This is a genomic window from Pseudomonas sp. NBRC 111133 (genome assembly GCF_001320605.1).
In the GTDB taxonomy this organism is placed as follows: Bacteria; Pseudomonadota; Gammaproteobacteria; order Pseudomonadales; family Pseudomonadaceae; genus Aquipseudomonas; species Aquipseudomonas monteilii.
This window is the reverse complement of the sequence record NZ_BCBJ01000081.1, coordinates 75,067-92,482: the sequence shown is the minus strand read 5'-3', so window position 1 is coordinate 92,482 and position 17,416 is coordinate 75,067. Positions and strand designations below refer to the sequence as shown.

Below are 17,416 nucleotides of genomic sequence, written 5' to 3'. Positions count from 1 at the left end.
GCTTCAAAAAGAAAAAGGCTTGCCGGAGCAAGCCTTCTGGAAGGTGGGGATCAGGCTTGCTGGCGGTGCTGCTTTTCCAGCTTCTTCTTGATCCGGTCGCGCTTGAGCTGCGACAGGTAGTCAACGAACAGCTTGCCGTTGAGGTGATCGAATTCGTGCTGCACGCACACCGCCAGCAGGCCTTCGCATTCCAGCTCGTACGGCTTGCCGTCGCGGTCCTGGGCCTTGACCCGTACGCGCAGCGGGCGGTCGACGTTCTCGTAGAAGCCCGGTACCGACAGGCAGCCTTCCTGATACTGGCCCATGTCATGGGTCAGCTCTTCGACCGTGGGGTTGATGAAGACGCGCGGCTCGCTGCGGTCTTCGCTGAGATCCATGACCACGACCTGCAGGTGCACGTTCACCTGGGTGGCGGCCAGGCCGATGCCAGGGGCTTCGTACATGGTTTCAAACATGTCGTCGATCAGCTGACGCAGGGCGTCGTCGAACACCGTCACCGGCTTGGCGATGGTGCGCAGGCGCGGGTCCGGGAATTCGAGAATGTTCAAGATGGCCATAAGGTCAGGCAGTCACTGTGCGTTCGGTTGAAAAGTCGGGTGGGAACCAGCCATTACTGGCCAGCTCCCCCCTAAGAACCGTACGTGCGCCTTTCAGCGCATACGGCTCAAGCCTTCACCAAGCTTCCAATGGAAGCCGGTTTGCTCACGTGCAGACCACGCGTGTGGAGCTGGTTGTGACAATTAGGATGCAAGAGTACCCGATTGGCCAAAGCGTCACCACCGTCTACGGCCCGGTGGATGATGTGGTGGTCGTGCCACCCTGTTTCCTTGGTGATCGGTTGTTTGCAAAGCAGGCACAGGCCGTTCTGGCTGGCGAATAAATTTCCGATTTGTTTCCGGTACTTCAGCTTATTCAGCATCCGGTCCATCCGGAGTTTCTCGCCCATGGCCTCCATGGCTGGATCGTAGGGGTTATATTCCCCACTCACCTTTCTGTGCCGCTCGATCGGAGTACTCGCAAGCGAGTACAACTCGAACTCCCGTTTCGTCCCATTTTCCTCCAATACTGTGGTCGCGAACACCCATTTCCTGTCCCCTGAGGCCCGAAAATACTTCTTCCTGACCCAGTCGAGGGACTTGTTTGGGTGCCGCCTCTTTGCCCATCGCCAGAGCTTGATAAACACTCTGTTGTCCATACGGCTGTACGCTTGTTTGGCAACTACTGGCTGGTGGTACAGAGCCCACCCTCTCAGCATCGGGTTTAGCATTCGAATCAAGTCGCCCTGCCTCACCGTCTTGTGAGAGTCGATCACCTCTCGGACCTTGCTATAGAACGCCTTAACGTTCTTCTTGCTCGGCTTGATCAGTAACGTTCCGTCGTATTTCCGGAAACTCCATCCAAGGAAGTCGAAGCCTTCGTCGATGTGAGCAACACGCGTTTTCTTGAGTGACAACCGCAGCCCTCGCGTCGCGAGGAACTGTTCTACCCAAGGTTTTACTTCGTTCTCAAGTACCTCCGAGGAGGTGCCAGTAATCACGAAGTCATCTACGTATCGCACCACATTCACCTTCAGTTTCTTCGCCCTTGCCACTCCTAGGTATTGCTTGAGGAGTGTTTCCAGACCATCCAGTGCCAGATTTGCCAATACCGGGGAGATAATTCCCCCTTGTGGCGTGCCTGCGTCCGTTGCGTGCAACTGCCCCTTGTGGATGACTCCAGCCTTTAACCACTGCTGAAGCATCCGGGTATCCGTAGGGGCATTCCTTAGCAGCCATTCGTGGTTGATGTTGTCGAAGAACCCTTCGATGTCTGCGTCCAAAACCCAACAGGCGGAAGTCTGTTTGGAAAGACATAGGAAGAGCTGAGCCATCGCATCCGCCGTACAACGTTCGATCCTGAAGCCGTAGCTATTAGGATCGCCATGGGTTTCGGCGATGGGAGACAGGGCCAGCATGTAGAGCGCTTGCATAGCCCTATCCGTCATGGTCGGTATGCCCAATGGGCGTTCCCGTCCATCCGACTTCGGGATGTAGACTCGCCGTAGTGGCCGAGCCCGGTAACCCCGCGTCTTCAACTGACCAACCGCGTTCCATTTCGCGATGGGTGTGTCCCAGAGTTGCCTATCGACTCCCGCCGTACGGCTTCCCTGATTTTCCGTGACTCTCCGTACAGCCAAGTATCTGGCAGACTTCGAGCGAGTAAGCATTCGTTGCAGGGATTTAACCCTGCGCCATTTGCCTTCCCGACAAGCCTTCGCAATTCGCACCTGCATTTCCCGGACATTCCGTTGAACCCGACGCCAATCGACGTCGTGCCATTGTTGCGGAGTGCCGGAAAGCGCAGGCTCACCTTGCTGGCTGAGCTCTTTCATGCTGCTTTCCTCTCAAAGTGATACCACCCGAGCGGAAGGCGCACGTACCCCTGAGGGGCGTATGCACCCCGTCAGGGTTGGAAGATCAAGGGCCAATGAAGCCAGCCCTGAAGTTGATGAGACGGTCTCAGTCAGAGTCATTGCGGCAGAAGACCACGCAGAAGTCTGCCCGGTTTCCCGTGGGGTGATGTTCCAACCCCTATCCAAGCCATTACAACCTGGCGTTCGCTTTCTCTGCGATCCCATACCCGCACCGCCAACAGTGTTCCTTACGGTTCACCTGCCCAAAGGGCAGCGATACGGGCTTACCACGTTCCCTGTCTGTCACACGACTGGGTTAGGACCTACCTTTTTCACCGGTGATCTCGGAAGACGACGTATCCCCAGCTCAGACGGGAATAACCGATCACGTACCTTTTGGTTCAAGCCTGTCAGCAGCTTTGGCTTGGCTATGTTTACGGTGTTTATCAGTAGTTCACATATGTTGCCCATACCAGTCAGCCTAGCGCCTTAACCCGGCACTGCTCCGAGTCTCTGCACACCTCCTCGCGGAGAGAATGCACCCGAGATGGGGGCTACATTGTCAGACGGGCTTCACACACCACCGTTGCCAGTAGTGCATGCCGTCGTAGGCTACCGTTGGTCGTACAACGAGTCCGCTACTGCTCCATGTGGGCGGCAGTTGGACAATGACAGACAGAGCTTCCGCTCATGTCTCCTGAGGAAAATCCGAGCCAAGACGGTAATGACCGTTGGTCGGTTACTTGTTACCTCCTGCAATTAAAAGGAGCAGGAGGAGACCCCTGCGGGGATCTACACTCCCGCGTGGGTTAAGTCTAAGAGGCTCTCCAAAACCGGGAGTACCGGTTCTGCGGTCGTGCTACCGAGAGCTGAACGACCTTGGGGTTTGCCATCCGCCGCAGCGGTAAGTCCTTGAAGGCAGTGGACTTCTGAGTTGGTTTTGTTTCTTGGGGATGGATACCCAAGTATTCGATTTCCTTGCAGAAATCCCATCAAGCTGGCCATACAGCTTGGTGGAGGAGACACGCTACGCGTGTCGCACCTGAGCACACATAATAAAGGGAAACGGAGATTTCGGCACCTGGCAAGCTCGTCTAGGGTGTTTATGGGCTTGATAGCCTTCAATCAATGGACAGCTTTTCAAAGTGTTACTCACAGAGTTATCCACAGGTTGTGCCACGTAAGTGGCCCTGTTTCGATCAAGGATGATCCCTATGCCAATTCACCATTCGTCGCTCTGTTCACCTGCCGAACTGGATGCACGATTACGCCTGCACTGCCTTACCGGGATGGGACTGCGACGTTTTCGCATGTTGTTCGAAGCCTTTGGCAGTGCCTGCTCTGCACTCAGTGCACCGGGTTCGGCCTGGCGTGCACTGGGTATCCCACAGATCACCGTTGACGCGCGGCGCAGTGCCGAAGTGCGCGATGGCGCACTGGCCGCAATGGCCTGGCTAGAGCGACCTGGCCAGCATTTACTGATGTGGGACGGCCCCGATTACCCTGCATTGTTGGCGGAAATCGACGATGCGCCGCCGCTGCTTTTCGTGGCTGGCGAACCTGCGTTGCTCGAACGTCCACAGCTGGCCATTGTGGGCAGCAGGCGTGCCACACCACCGGCGCTCGACACCGCTGCGGCATTTTCCCGCTACCTGGCGCAGGCCGGTTTTACTATCACCAGCGGCTTGGCTGTGGGTATCGATGGTGCCGCTCATCGGGCTGCGTTGCAGGCTGGTGGGGGCACGATTGGCGTGCTTGGCACGGGGTTGCAAAAACTTTATCCACAGCGGCACCTGGAGCTTGCACAGGCGATGATCGACCATGGCGGCGCACTGGTTTCCGAGTACCCGCTGAATGCCGGGCCATTGCCCGGTAACTTCCCGCGGCGCAATCGCATCATCAGTGGGCTGTCGCTGGGCGTGCTGGTGGTCGAAGCCAGCCTGGCCAGTGGTTCGCTGATCACCGCCCGCCTGGCGGCCGAGCAAAGCCGCGAGGTGTATGCGATTCCGGGCTCCATTCACCACCCGGGTTCGAAGGGCTGCCACCAGTTGATCCGTGATGGCGCGCTGCTGGTGGAAAGCGTGGATCAGATCCTGGAAAGCTTGCAGGGTTGGCAAAACCTGCCGCCCGCCATTGTGGACAAATTCGACCATCCCCTGCTTGCCCTGCTGCATGCCGCGCCGCAAACCAGCGAAAGCCTGGCGCATTGCAGCGAGCTGCCGCTGGCCGAAGTGCTGGTGCAACTGACCGAGCTGGAGCTGGAAGGCCGGGTCAGCAATGAAGCCGGGCGTTGGTTTGCCCGTGCGGGCTAAGTACACTGCACACAAGCAAGGTATATAGGCGGAGAGACAGCAATGGTGAGCAGTTTTCGTGTGCAACAAGCCGCACGTGAGGTACGGGCGGGCGCGGTGATCGCCTACCCGACGGAAGCGGTCTGGGGCCTGGGCTGCGACCCGTGGAACGAGGACGCGGTGTATCGCCTGCTGGCGCTGAAATCGCGGCCTGTGGATAAAGGGCTGATCCTGATCGCCGACAACATCCGCCAGTTCGACTTCCTGTTCGAGGACTTCCCCGAAGACTGGATCGACCGCATGGGCAGCACCTGGCCGGGGCCGAACACCTGGCTGGTGCCGCACCAGGACCTGTTGCCCGAGTGGGTGACAGGGCAGCATGACACCGTGGCGCTGCGGGTCAGTGATCACCCGGTGGTGCGTGAGCTGTGCGCGTTGGTGGGGCCGCTGATTTCCACCTCGTGCAACCCGGGCGGGCGCCCGGCGGCGAAGACCCGGTTGCGGGTGGAGCAGTATTTCCATGGCCAGCTGGACATGGTGCTGGGCGGCGCGCTGGGGGGGCGGAAGAACCCGAGTGTGATTCGTAACCTGGCAACTGGCGAAGTGGTGCGCCCGGGCTGAATCTATCCACAGCGCTCGCGGGTGGGTTCGGGCCTCTGTGGGAGCGGGCGCGCCCGCTCCCACAATGATCGCGCCAGCTTTTAGGTCTTGTACAAGACAGTTGCTCCCACAGGGTGAAGTGTCTGGCTCAGGGGATCAGTACAGTCGAGCCCACGGTCCTGCGCGCCGACAGCTCCGCCTGCGCTTTGGCCGCTTCACTCAGCGGATACCGCTGCTGGATATCCACAACCAGCTTGCCACTCGCAATCATTGCAAACAGGTCATCAGCCATGGCCTGGGTATTCTCGGCATTGTTGGCATAGCTCGCCAGAGTTGGCCGGGTGACATACAGCGAGCCCTTCTGCGCCAAAATCCCCAGGTTCACCCCGCTCACCGCGCCCGAGGCATTGCCAAAGCTCACCATCAACCCACGTGGTTGCAGGCAATCCAGCGAGGTCAGCCAGGTATCCGCGCCCACGCCGTCGTACACCACCGGGCATTTCTTGCCATCGGTCAGCTCCAGCACGCGCTTGGCGACATCTTCACGGCTGTAGTCGATGGTTTCCCACGCCCCCAGCGCCTTGGCCCGCTCGGCCTTTTCGGCAGAACTCACGGTTCCGATCAGCTTGGCACCCAAGGCCTTGGCCCACTGGCACGCCAGCGAACCCACACCGCCAGCCGCCGCGTGGAACAGGATCACGTCACCCGCCTTCACCTCATAGGTCTGCTTCAGCAGGTACTGCACGGTCAAACCCTTGAGCATCACCGCCGCTGCCTGCTCGAAGCTGATGCTGTCGGGCAGCTTGACCAGGTTGGCCTCCGGCAGCGTATGCACCTCGCTGTACGCACCCAGCGGGCCACCGGCATGGGCCACGCGATCCCCTACCTTCAACCGAGTAACGCCTTCGCCCACGGCCTCGACCACACCTGCGGCCTCGGTGCCCAGGCCCGAAGGCAGGGACGGCGGCGCATACAACCCACTGCGGAAGTAGGTATCGATGAAGTTCAGGCCGATGGCATGGTTACGCACACGCACCTGCTGCGGCCCCGGTGGGGCGGGTTCGAATTCCACAAACTGCAGCACTTCCGGGCCGCCATGCTGGCTGAACTGGATACGCTTGGCCATCTCGCACTCCTGTCGTCGGGATCGGGAAAAGGCCTTCTATCGGACGCCTTTGCTTGATCGCCGTCAACTGCGGCGCGCGCGCTGGCGGTGGTATGCTACGCGGCGAATTCTTCCCTGCCCGTTCCTGGTGACCCGATGACTAGCCGCACCGAGGCCGTGAAAGCCTACCTGCTCGACCTGCAAGACCGCATCTGCTCTGCCCTCGAAGCTGAAGACGGCGGCGCCCGCTTCGTCGAGGACGCCTGGGTGCGCGAAGCCGGTGGCGGGGGCCGCACGCGGGTGATCGGCGACGGCAAGGTGATCGAGAAAGGCGGGGTCAACTTCTCCCATGTGTTCGGTGCGGGTCTGCCGCCCTCGGCGAGTGCCCACCGCCCTGAGCTGGCGGGCCGTGGCTTCGAGGCCTTGGGCGTGTCGCTGGTGATTCACCCGCACAACCCGCATGTGCCCACTTCTCACGCCAACGTGCGCTTCTTTATCGCCGAAAAGGAAGGTGAAGAAGCCGTGTGGTGGTTCGGTGGTGGCTTCGACCTGACCCCGTACTACGGCAATGAAGAAGACTGCATCCACTGGCACCGCGTGGCCGAGCAGGCCTGCGCGCCGTTCGGCGCCGACGTGTACCCGCGCTACAAGGCCTGGTGCGACCGCTACTTCCACCTCAAGCACCGGGGTGAGCCACGCGGCATTGGCGGGCTGTTCTTTGATGACTTGAACGAGTGGGATTTCGACACCTGCTTCGCCTTCATCCGCGCCATCGGCGATGCCTACGTCAACGCCTATCTGCCGATCATCCAGCGCCGCAAGGACACGCCCTACACCCCGCAGCAGCGCGAGTTTCAGGAATATCGTCGCGGTCGCTACGTGGAGTTCAACCTGGTCTACGACCGTGGCACCCTGTTCGGCCTGCAGTCTGGTGGCCGTACCGAGTCCATCCTCATGTCGCTGCCGCCGCAGGTACGTTGGGGCTACGACTGGAAGGCTGCGCCCGGCAGCGAAGAAGCGCGCCTGACCGAGTACTTCCTGCAAGACCGCGACTGGCTTGGCCAGTAAGCCTGTGGACAACCAAGGAGCCGCCATGGACCAGTACGTCGTTTTCGGTAACCCCATCGGCCACAGCAAGTCGCCGCTGATCCACCGCCTGTTCGCCGAGCAGACCGGCCAGGACCTGGAATACGCCACCCTGCTGGCGCCACTGGACGAGTTCAGCGATTGCGCGCGCGGCTTCTTCAAGCAAGGCATTGGCGGCAACGTCACGGTGCCGTTCAAGGAAGAGGCCTACCGCCTGTGCGACAGCCTGACCCCGCGTGCCCAGCGCGCTGGCGCAGTGAACACGCTGAGCAAGCTGGCTGATGGCACCCTGCAGGGCGACAATACCGATGGCGCTGGCCTGGTGCGCGACTTGACGGTGAATGCCGGGGTCGAGCTTGCCGGTAAGCGCATTCTCATCCTGGGGGCCGGTGGCGCCGTGCGTGGCGTGCTGGAGCCGATACTGGCGCACCAGCCGCAGTCGCTGGTGATTGCCAACCGTACCGTGGAAAAAGCCGAGCAACTGGCACATGAGTTCGATGAACTGGGGCCGGTAGTGGCCAGTGGGTTTGCCTGGTTGCAGGAGCCGGTGGATGTAATCATCAATGCCACCTCGGCGAGCCTGGCCGGTGAATTGCCGCCGATTGCGGATAGCCTGGTCGAGGCGGGGCGTACGGTTTGCTACGACATGATGTATGGCAAGGAGCCGACGCCGTTTTGCCAATGGGCTACCAAGCTGGGTGCGGCCAAGGTGCTGGATGGGTTGGGGATGCTGGCGGAGCAGGCGGCTGAAGCCTTCTTTATCTGGCGTGGGGTTCGGCCGGATACGGCGCCGGTTTTGGCTGAACTGCGCCGGCAACTGGCTCGAGGCTGAGATTGTCGGGGCCGCAAAGCGGCCCCAAGATCTCAACCCAACCTCACTCTTCAAACCGTATCGGGCACAACGCCACCCCTTCCAGCTTCTGCAATTCCTCGATCACCTGCGGCCTGGCCCGGTGCAGGGTCAAACTCCCGCCCAACCGCCGCAACCGCCGCGCCTCGCGGTGCAACATATCCACACCCGAGTAATCGATAAAATTCACCTGCCGCGCATCGATCACCACATGCGGCCCTTGGCAACGCTGCAAGCGCACCTGCAGGTAATGCGCCGCACCAAAGAAGATCGACCCGCCCACCCGCAATACATCCGCATCACCTTCACGGCTCTGCTGTACCCGTGGCCGTGACGTGCGCTTCAGATAGAAGAACAGCGACGCCAGCACCCCGGCATATATCGCCGTCTGCAATTCCAGCAGCAAGGTCGCCGCCGCCGTCAGTGCCATTACCAGAAACTCCGAGCGGCTGACCCGGAACAGCGCGCGAATCCCCCGATGGTCCACCAACCCCCAACAGATCAGCAAAATGCTGCCGGCCATGGCGGGTATCGGCAGGTGTGCGATCAACCCGGCGCCGGTAACGGCGAACAACGCTACCCACAGCGCCGAAAACACCCCGGCCATGGGCGAGCGGGCACCCGCTTCATAGCTCAGGCCCGAGCGGGTGAAGGAGCCGGCAGAAAGGTAACCGGAGAAAAACGCCCCTGCGATGTTCGACAGGCCCTGCGCACGTATTTCCTGATCCGGGTCGATCAGCTGTTCTGAGCGTGCCGAGAGAGAGCGGGCAATCGACAGGCTGGTGACCAGCCCCAGCATGCCCACTGCCACGGCGCTGGGCAGCAGGCGCAGCAACAGTTCCACGTCCAGCAGGGGCAGCGGGCTAAAGGGGGGAAGTTGCCCGGTGAAGGCCGCTACTCGTGGTACATGGCCAAAGAAGCCCGGCAACAGCCACGCCAGCAGGCTGACCAGGATCAGGCTTATCAACAGGCTCGGCCAGCGTGGGCGCCAGAGTTTCAAGGTCACGCCGAGCAGCACGGTGGCCAGGCCAAGCACCAGTGAAGGCAGGTCGACTTCTCCGGCGTGGCTGGCCAGATCCTGCACGGTCTTCAGTGCAGTAGCCTGGCTGGGCAAGTCCATGCCCAGCAGGTTGGGCATCTGACCCAGGGCAATGACGATGGCAGCACCCAGCGTGAAACCGAGCACGACGGAATGGGAGACGAAATTGACCAGCGCGCCAAACCGCAAAAGCCCCAGCAGTAGCTGGAAGATGCCGCCGAGGAACGTCAGCAGCAGCACCAGGGTGATGTAATCGGCGCTGCCCGCCACGGCCAGCGGGCTGATGCTGGCGTAGAGGACGATGGAAATGGCAGCGGTCGGGCCGCAGATCAGGTGCCAGGATGAACCCCATAAGCAAGCGATCAGCACCGGCACGATGGCGGCGTACAGGCCATATTCGGCGGGCAGGCCGGCGATCAGGGCGTAGGCGATGGATTGCGGCAGGGCAAGGATGGCACCGCTCAGGCCCACCAGCAGGTCCTGGCGCAGGCTGCGGCCCGATTGGCGGGGGAGCCAAGTGAGGAAGGGCAGCAGGTGGATGATGCGATGCATGGGTTACCCAGATTCCTAGAGGTGCACTGTCCTCCCTGTGGGAGCGGGTTCACCCGCGAATGCGTCTGTTGCTCCACTATCGCATTCGCGGGTGAACCCGCTCCCACAGGGATCGGTTTACAGCTTTGTCATTACTGCTTCGCGGGCATCGGCACCACTTTTTGTGGTTACCCCAGCCAACCAATCATTCAATAGCTCGGGATGTGCCTTCACCCAGCCCTTGGCTGCTTCATCAAAACTGATCTTCTTGTCCACAACCTCAGCCATGATGCTGTTTTCCATGTCCAGCGTGAACCTAAGGTTACCCAACAGCTTCGCCGCATTCGGGCAGGCTTGTGGATAACCCTTGCGGGTCAGCGTATACACCTCGCCTTTGCTGCCGAACCACTTCTCCCCGCCGGTCAGGTAGTGCATTTTCAGCTTCACGTTCATCGGGTGCGGTGTCCAGCCGAGGAAGGTAATGAACTGCTGTTTCTTCACCGCCCGGTCGACTTGGGCCAGCATCGCCTGCTCGCTGGACTCCACCAGCTTCCACTGGCCAAGGTTGAATTCATTTTTGTCGATGATTTCTTTCAGCGACAGATTGGCCGGTGCGCCGGAGCCAATGCCGTACAGCTTCTTGTCGAACTGGTCGGCATGCTTCTGCAGGTCGGCAAAGTCTTTCACCCCGGCATTCCACACATAGTCGGGCACGGCCAGGGTGAACTCGGTGCCTTCCAGGTTGCGCGACAGTTGCTGCACATCGCCGTTGGCGATGAACTTGTCATGGAAGCCTTGCTGTGCCGGCATCCAGTTGCCGAGGAAGGCGTCGACACGGCCGTCCTTCAGGCCACCGTAGATGATCGGTACGGCCAGGCTGTCGATTTTCACCTGATAGCCCAGGCTTTCCAGTAACAGGCGGGCCACGGCATTGGTCGAAGCGATATCGCTCCAGCCGGGGTCGGCCATTTTCACGGTGCTGCATTGCGCGTCGCTGTCGGCGGCGTGGGCCGTGGCGGCGCCCAGGGCCAGGGCGAATACGGCGGTGGAGAACGTGTGCATGGCGGCCTCTCTTCTCAATCCATGGGTGCGGGCTGTGGATAACGTGCCTTGCGCTCGAGGTCGTCGAGATCGATGTGGTTGCGCATGTACTGTTGGCTGGCGTCCACCAGCGGTTGGTGGTCCCAGCTTTTCAGCTTGCCGATGGCCAGCGCTTCGGCCACCAGGCGGCGGCGGCGCTGGCTGGCCAGCACCTGCTGGCGCAGGCTGGGGATATCCCAACGCTGCTGTGCTTCATCGACCAATGCCTGCAGCAGCGCTTGGTGGTCCGGGCTGCCGGTGAGGTTCTCCCGCTCGTGCGGGTCGCGGCTCAGGTCATAGAGTAGGCATGGGTCGTCTTCGCTGTACACGAACTTGTACGGCCCACGGCGGATCATCATCAGCGGGCCGACGGTGCCTTCGGCCATGTATTCGCCGATCACTTCGTCGTGGCCGCCCTGCCCTTGCAGGTGGTTTACCAGCGAGCGGCCATCCAGGTGCAGGTGGTTATCCACAGCGCCGCCAGCGAGTTCGACCAGGGTTGGCAACAGGTCGCAGGTGGAAACCGAGGCACTGATCCGGCTTGCTGCGAAGCGCTTCGGCGCATGAACCAGCAATGGCACCCGTGCCGACATCTCGAACCAGTGCATTTTGTACCAGAGGCCCCGCTCGCCGAGCATGTCGCCGTGGTCGCCGGAGAACACGATCACGGTATCGTCTGCCAGGTTGCATTCCTCCAGGGTTTGCAGCAGCTGGCCGATGTTGTCGTCGATGTAGCTGCAGGCGCCAAAGTAGGCGCGGCGGGCATCGCGGATCTTTTCCACAGGCAGCGGTTTGTTCCACAGGTCGTAGACCTTGAGCAGGCGCTGAGAGTGCGGGTCGAGTTCCGACTGGCTGAACCCGGCGTGGGGCATGGGGATATCCACAGCCTCGTAGCGGTCCCAGTAGCGCTTGGGGATGGTGTACGGGTCGTGCGGGTGGGTCATGGACACGGTCAGGCAGAACGGCCGGCCATCGCTCTCGCGCACATGGTCGTACAGGTACTGGCGCGCCTTGAACACCACCTCTTCGTCGAAATCCAGCTGGTTGGTGCGCACGCATGGGCCAGCCTGCAGCATCGAGGACATGTTGTGGTACCAGCTGGGGCGCACATCCGGGTCGTCCCAGTTCACTGCCCAGCCGTAGTCGGCGGGGTAGATATCGCTGGTAAGGCGTTCTTCATAGCCGTGCAGCTGGTCCGGGCCGCAGAAGTGCATCTTGCCCGACAGTGCCGTGCGGTAGCCCAGCCGGCGCAGGTAATGGGCATAGGTTGGCACGTCTGCGGGGAAGTCGGCGGCGTTGTCGTAGGCGCCTATGCGGCTGGGCAACTGGCCGCTGACCAGGGTGAAGCGCGACGGCGCGCACAGCGGGCTGTTGCAGTAGGCCGAGTCGAACACCACCGCCTGCTCGGCCAGGCGGCTAAGGTGCGGCATCTGGATGGGCGAAGGGGCGTAGATCGGCAGCAAAGGTGCGGCCATCTGGTCGGCCATGATGAACAGGATATTCGGGCGCGTCATGGTGGCTTCCATCGTTGAGGGTTATGCGAACCGCTTGCCTACCAAGATGCGACTGTGGCTAACATGGGTAAAGCCCATGGCGGGCAATGACTGGGATTAGCCAAGCTTATGTTTGAGCACATCGCCGAGCTGTCACTGGATACTTTGCGCGTGTTCGAGGCGGCAGCACGTCTGCGCAGCTTTACTGCCGCCGCGCTGGAGCTGGGTACCACACAACCGGCCGTGAGCCAGCAGGTTAAGCGCCTGGAAGCGCAGTTGGGCACGCGCCTGTTCGACCGGATCTACCGGGGCATCGAGCTGACCGAAGCCGGACAGGTGCTGTTCGAGCAGGTGCATCAGGGTTTGCAGGCGATGGATGATGGCATTGCCCAAGTCAGCGGGCGTGGCCAGCGCGAAGTGCTGCAGGTGGCCACCGACTTTGCTTTTGCGGCGTTTTGGCTGATGCCCCGATTGCAGCGCTTTCACGAAGCTTATCCACAGGTGGATGTGAGCCTGGTGACCGGTGAGCGCAGCCAGGGCATGTTGCGGCCGGACATCGATGTGGCGGTGCTGTTTGGCGATGGGCGCTTTCACCAGGGCGAAAGCCGCTGGCTGTTCGATGAGGAAGTGTTCCCGGTGTGCAGCCCCCGCCTGACCCATGGAAAACCCTTTTCAGCCGTGGCTTTGCAACAGTTGCCCCTGTTGCATTTGAAGGGCGAGCAGGCCAGCCGCTGGTTCGATTGGGCGGGGGTGTTTCGCGGGTTTGGCGTGGCCAGTCCGCCACCTGCGGGGCAGTTGCGCTTTGACAACTACACCTTGCTGATCCAGGCGGCGATTGCCGGTCAGGGTGTGGCGATTGGTTGGCGGCACCTGGTGGATGGCCTGGTGGATCAAGGCTTGCTATGTCGGCCATTAGAGGGGAGCCTGACGTCGAGTCGGGGCTATTTTCTGGTTTTGCCACCGCGCAAGCGGCGCGGGGCGTTGATCGAGCGGTTCGTCAGCTGGCTGGAGCAGGAGCGCAGTGGCTGATGGCGGTGTAATCGGGAGTTATCGTGCAAAGAATCAAGGGTTACCACGCACATGTTTATTACGACGCGGCAACGATGGATCAGGCACGTGAGCTGTGTGAGGAGGCGGCGCGGCTGTTCCCTGTGACCATGGGGCGTATGCACCAGAAGCCGGTTGGGCCGCACCCGGACTGGAGTTGCCAGCTGGCGTTCGAGCCGGAATTTATCGGGGTGGTGTTGCCTTGGTTGGCGCTGTACCGCAAGGGGTTGGTGGTGTTCATGCACCCGCTCACCGGGGATGAGCTGGCGGATCACCGGGACCATGCGATCTGGATGGGGGCTGTGCGGCCTTTGGATCTGTCAATTTTTGGTGGGTAAATCTCAGTTGCCTGTGATGACCTCATCGCCGGCAAGCCCGCTCCCACAAGTCCTCCACAAAATTCAGCATCTGTGTAGTCCCTGTGGGAGCGGGCTTGTCCGCGAAGAAGGCGATGCGGTTTAGCGACGAGCGGCGCGCACGCCTTCTGCCAATGCCGAGCACAAGCTCAACACATCATTCACTGCCTGGTCGGCACTAGTGGCCTGGGCAATTTTGTCGACCAGCGCCGACCCCACCACCACACCATCCGCCAAGCGGGCGATGTTCGCGGCCTGCTCCGGCGTACGAATGCCGAAACCAACGCTGATCGGCAAATCGGTATGCCGACGCAGGCGGGCAATGGCCTCGGTCACGTGCTCGGTGGTCGCCGAGCCGGCACCGGTTACACCCGCCACCGACACGTAGTAGACGAACCCGGAGCTGCGCTCCAGCACGCGCGGCAGGCGCGCATCGTCGGTGGTCGGGGTGGTCAGGCGGATGAAGTCGATGCCGGCGGCCTGGGCCGGGGTAGCCAATTCGGCATCATGCTCTGGCGGCAGGTCGACAATGATCAGGCCATCGACCCCGGCTTGCTTGGCTTCAGCCACGAACTTTTCCACGCCAAAGCGGTGGATCGGGTTGTAGTAGCCCATCAGCACGATCGGCGTGGTGTGGTTATCCACACGGAATTCGCGAACCATCTGCAGGGTCTTGGCCAGCGTCTGGCCAGCTTCCAGGGCGCGCAGGGTGGCCAGCTGGATGGCCACGCCGTCGGCCATCGGGTCGGTGAACGGCATGCCCAGTTCGATCACGTCGGCGCCAGCGGCCGGCAGGCCCTTGAGGATCTGCAGCGAGGCGTCGTAGCCCGGGTCGCCTGCGGTGACGAAGGTGACCAGTGCCGAACGGCCTTCGGCTTTCAGTTCGGCGAAGCGTTGTTCAAGACGGCTCATGCCTGTTTCTCCTGGGCGGCCATGTGGTTCATGACGGTTTGCATGTCTTTGTCGCCGCGGCCCGACAGGCACACGACCATCAGGTGGTCCTTGGGCAGCTTCGGTGCGCGCTTGATCGCTTCGGCCAGGGCGTGGGAGCTTTCCAGGGCCGGGATGATGCCTTCCAGGCGGCAGGTGGCGTGGAACGCATCCAGCGCTTCGTCGTCGGTGATGCTGACGTACTCGACGCGCTTCACTTCGTGCAGGTAGGCGTGCTCAGGGCCGATGCCCGGGTAGTCCAGGCCTGCGGAAATCGAGTGGGCGTCGGTGATCTGGCCGTCTTCGTCCTGCAGCAGGTAGGTGCGGTTGCCGTGCAGCACGCCCGGTACACCGCCGTTCAGGCTGGCGGCGTGCTTGTCGGTGTGCACGCCGTGGCCACCGGCTTCGACGCCGATGATCTGCACGCTTGGCTCTTCGAGGAATTCATGGAACAGGCCCATGGCGTTGGAACCACCCCCCACGCAGGCAACCAGGCTGTCTGGCAGGCGGCCTTCTTTTTCTTGCAGCTGGGCGCGGGTTTCCTTGCCGATGATCGACTGGAAGTCACGGACCATGGCCGGGTACGGGTGTGGGCCGGCCACGGTACCGATCAGGTAGAAGGTGTCTTCGACGTTGGTGACCCAGTCGCGCAGGGCTTCGTTCATGGCGTCTTTCAGGGTGCCGGTGCCGGCCGTGACCGGGACGATCTCGGCGCCCAGCAATTTCATGCGGAACACGTTGGCCTGCTGGCGCTCGATGTCGGTGGCGCCCATGTAGATCACGCAAGGTAGACCGAAGCGGGCGGCGACGGTGGCGGTGGCCACGCCGTGCATGCCGGCGCCGGTTTCGGCGATCAGGCGCTTCTTGCCCATGCGCTTGGCCAGCAGCACCTGACCGATGCAGTTGTTCACCTTGTGTGCGCCGGTGTGGTTGAGCTCTTCACGCTTGAAGAAGATCTTGGCGCCGCCACAGTGTTCGGTCAGGCGCTCGGCGAAGTACAGCGGGTTCGGGCGGCCGATGTAGTCGCGCTGGAAGTAGGCCAGCTCTTCGAGGAACTTGGGGTCTGCCTTGGCCGCTTCGTATTCGCGGGCCAGGTCCAGCACCAGTGGCATCAGGGTTTCGGCCACGTAGCGGCCGCCGAACGAGCCGAACAGGCCGTTGGCGTCGGGGCCGGGGCGGTATTGGGACTGGGTCATGGGGCGCTCCAGGGCGTAATGGATGAGTGATGGGCTTTACTCTAACCACGGCAAGCCCGGCTGAAAACCGATAAGATTGCGCAAACTTGTCAGAAAAACTCACAGGTAAAATGGCCCACGACCTCCCTCCCCTCAACGCACTGCGGGCATTCGAAGCCACCGCCCGGCTGAACAGTGTCAGCCAGGCGGCCGAAGCCCTGCATGTTACCCACGGTGCCGTCAGCCGGCAGATCAAGGTGCTTGAAGAGCACTTGGGCGTGGCCCTGTTCGTCAAGGACGGGCGCGGCATCAAACTCACAGATGCCGGGGTGCGCCTGCGCGATGCCAGTGGCGAAGCCTTCGACCGGCTGCGCAGCGTGTGTGCCGAGCTCAGCCGTGATGTCAGCGAAGCGCCGTTCGTGTTGGGTTGCTCCGGTAGCCTGCTGGCGCGCTGGTTCATCCCACGGCTGGGGCGGCTACAGGCGGATTTGCCCGAGCTGCGCCTGCACCTGTCGGCGGGTGAAGGAGACCTCGACCCGCGACGACCCGGGCTGGACGCGCTGTTGGTGTATGCCGAGCCGCCGTGGCCTGCGGACATGCAGGTGTATGTACTGGCCGAGGAACGTATCGGGCCAGTGGTGAGCCCCCATTACGCCGGCTTTGAACGCTTGCAGGGGGCGCCCGCCAAGGCGTTGCTGGGTGAAGCTCTGCTGCACACCACCTCGCGCCCGCAGGCCTGGCCCACCTGGGCGCTGGAACAGAGGCTGGACCCTGCAACCATTCACTATGGCCAGGCGTTCGAGCACCTGTATTACTTGCTGGAAGCCGCTGTGGCAGGTTTGGGTGTGGCGATTGCGCCACAGCCATTGGTCGCTGATGACCTGCGTGCGGGCCGCTTGAGTGCGCCGTGGGGCTTTTCCCCTACGCCTGCCGCGCTGGCGCTGTGGGTGCCCAGGCGCGCCGCAGACGGGCGCGCCGAGCAGTTGGCGCAGTGGCTACGTGCCGAATTGGCGCGGCAGAGCGCCTAGTTGCGTTTGCACATCAGGTAGGCCGCCAGCAGGCCCAGTGCGCCAATGGCCACGCCAGCGGTGGTGTACGGGTGTTCCTGGGCGTAGTCGCGGGTGGCGATGCCGGTCTGACGGGTGCGCTGTTTCACCTCTTCGTAGGCATCGCTCAGCAGGCTGCGCGAATGACGAAGGGCACTTTCAGCGTTGCTGCGGATTGCCTTCACCGACTTCTGGGACTCTTCCGACGCATCGTGCTTGAGGTTCTCCAGGCTTTTCAGAAGGCTCTCGATCTCCGCTTCCATGCTTTCCAGGGACGTTTTACGCAGCGAATTACGGTGCATGTTGACTCTCCTTTGCAGTATGGGCTGTAAGAAGTGCGACCGTTGGCTTGCGTGAAAGTGCGATCGAACTTTGTGCATGGGTGACGGTTCGCA

The 17,416-nt window shown here is 61.8% G+C and carries 16 protein-coding genes; 7 read left to right on the top strand and 9 right to left on the bottom strand.

What is annotated here, in order from left to right; translation table 11 throughout:
* Positions 1-50: 50 nt before the first annotated feature.
* A complete protein-coding gene (def, locus tag APH36_RS19260; protein WP_016712797.1) occupies positions 51-557 on the bottom strand; it encodes a peptide deformylase in 507 nt (168 codons plus the stop codon).
* Between the two features lie 107 nt (positions 558-664).
* Entirely contained in the window at positions 665-2,371 is a 1,707-nt protein-coding gene (gene ltrA / locus APH36_RS19255) for a group II intron reverse transcriptase/maturase (protein WP_060499860.1), read from the bottom strand.
* A gap of 1,235 nt (positions 2,372-3,606) precedes the next feature.
* On the opposite strand from ltrA, the gene dprA reads away from it, so the two are divergent.
* Positions 3,607-4,704 (top strand): DNA-processing protein DprA, encoded by a 1,098-nt coding sequence (dprA, locus tag APH36_RS19250; protein WP_060499859.1) that lies wholly within the window; start codon positions 3,607-3,609, stop codon positions 4,702-4,704.
* 42 nt (positions 4,705-4,746) lie between these two features.
* Complete coding sequence (locus APH36_RS19245; RefSeq protein WP_060499858.1) at positions 4,747-5,304, top strand: L-threonylcarbamoyladenylate synthase; 558 nt, start codon at positions 4,747-4,749, stop codon at positions 5,302-5,304.
* Between the two features lie 127 nt (positions 5,305-5,431).
* Here APH36_RS19245 and APH36_RS19240 read toward each other — a convergent pair whose 3' ends face one another.
* Positions 5,432-6,409 carry an NADPH:quinone reductase gene (locus tag APH36_RS19240; protein WP_028699541.1) on the bottom strand — a complete coding sequence of 326 codons (978 nt, stop codon included), beginning with the start codon at positions 6,407-6,409 and terminating at the stop codon, positions 5,432-5,434.
* Between the two features lie 135 nt (positions 6,410-6,544).
* Here APH36_RS19240 and hemF point away from each other — a divergent pair, with 135 nt between their 5' ends.
* On the top strand, positions 6,545-7,456 hold the full coding sequence (gene hemF, locus APH36_RS19235) for an oxygen-dependent coproporphyrinogen oxidase (protein ID WP_019098072.1): 912 nt from the start codon (positions 6,545-6,547) through the stop codon (positions 7,454-7,456).
* Positions 7,457-7,481: 25 nt separating this feature from the next.
* Complete coding sequence (gene aroE / locus APH36_RS19230) at positions 7,482-8,306, top strand: shikimate dehydrogenase (RefSeq protein ID WP_060499857.1); 825 nt, start codon at positions 7,482-7,484, stop codon at positions 8,304-8,306.
* A 43-nt stretch (positions 8,307-8,349) separates the two neighbouring features.
* Here aroE and APH36_RS19225 read toward each other — a convergent pair whose 3' ends face one another.
* From APH36_RS19225 to betC, 3 genes are all read right to left on the bottom strand, one after another.
* The gene (locus APH36_RS19225; protein ID WP_060499856.1) at positions 8,350-9,915 is read right to left on the bottom strand and encodes a SulP family inorganic anion transporter; all 1,566 of its coding nucleotides are present in this window, start codon (positions 9,913-9,915) and stop codon (positions 8,350-8,352) included.
* A gap of 117 nt (positions 9,916-10,032) precedes the next feature.
* Positions 10,033-10,956 carry a choline ABC transporter substrate-binding protein gene (gene choX, locus APH36_RS19220; protein ID WP_060499855.1) on the bottom strand — a complete coding sequence of 308 codons (924 nt, stop codon included), beginning with the start codon at positions 10,954-10,956 and terminating at the stop codon, positions 10,033-10,035.
* A gap of 14 nt (positions 10,957-10,970) precedes the next feature.
* Positions 10,971-12,488, bottom strand: coding sequence for a choline-sulfatase (betC, locus tag APH36_RS19215; protein WP_060499854.1), 1,518 nt, complete (start codon positions 12,486-12,488; stop codon positions 10,971-10,973).
* A 108-nt stretch (positions 12,489-12,596) separates the two neighbouring features.
* On the opposite strand from betC, the gene APH36_RS19210 reads away from it, so the two are divergent.
* A complete protein-coding gene (locus APH36_RS19210; RefSeq protein WP_060499853.1) occupies positions 12,597-13,496 on the top strand; it encodes a choline sulfate utilization transcriptional regulator in 900 nt (299 codons plus the stop codon).
* Positions 13,497-13,519: 23 nt separating this feature from the next.
* Positions 13,520-13,852, top strand: a complete 333-nt coding sequence (locus APH36_RS19205; protein WP_060499852.1) for a DOPA 4,5-dioxygenase family protein — start codon at positions 13,520-13,522, stop codon at positions 13,850-13,852.
* A 120-nt stretch (positions 13,853-13,972) separates the two neighbouring features.
* Here the strand turns inward: APH36_RS19205 and trpA are convergent, their stop codons facing one another.
* Positions 13,973-14,782: a tryptophan synthase subunit alpha gene (gene trpA / locus APH36_RS19200; RefSeq protein WP_060499851.1), complete on the bottom strand. Its 810-nt coding sequence runs from the start codon at positions 14,780-14,782 to the stop codon at positions 13,973-13,975.
* Positions 14,779-15,996, bottom strand: coding sequence for a tryptophan synthase subunit beta (gene trpB / locus APH36_RS19195; RefSeq protein ID WP_015268451.1), 1,218 nt, complete (start codon positions 15,994-15,996; stop codon positions 14,779-14,781). The genes trpA and trpB overlap by 4 nt, the downstream gene beginning before the upstream one ends.
* Before the next feature lie 110 nt (positions 15,997-16,106).
* Here trpB and APH36_RS19190 point away from each other — a divergent pair, with 110 nt between their 5' ends.
* Positions 16,107-17,003, top strand: coding sequence for a LysR family transcriptional regulator (locus APH36_RS19190; protein ID WP_060499850.1), 897 nt, complete (start codon positions 16,107-16,109; stop codon positions 17,001-17,003).
* Here APH36_RS19190 and APH36_RS19185 read toward each other — a convergent pair.
* Positions 17,000-17,323: a YqjD family protein gene (locus tag APH36_RS19185; protein ID WP_016712811.1), complete on the bottom strand. Its 324-nt coding sequence runs from the start codon at positions 17,321-17,323 to the stop codon at positions 17,000-17,002. The two genes, APH36_RS19190 and APH36_RS19185, sit on opposite strands and share 4 nt — an antisense overlap.
* Positions 17,324-17,416 lie beyond the last annotated feature (93 nt).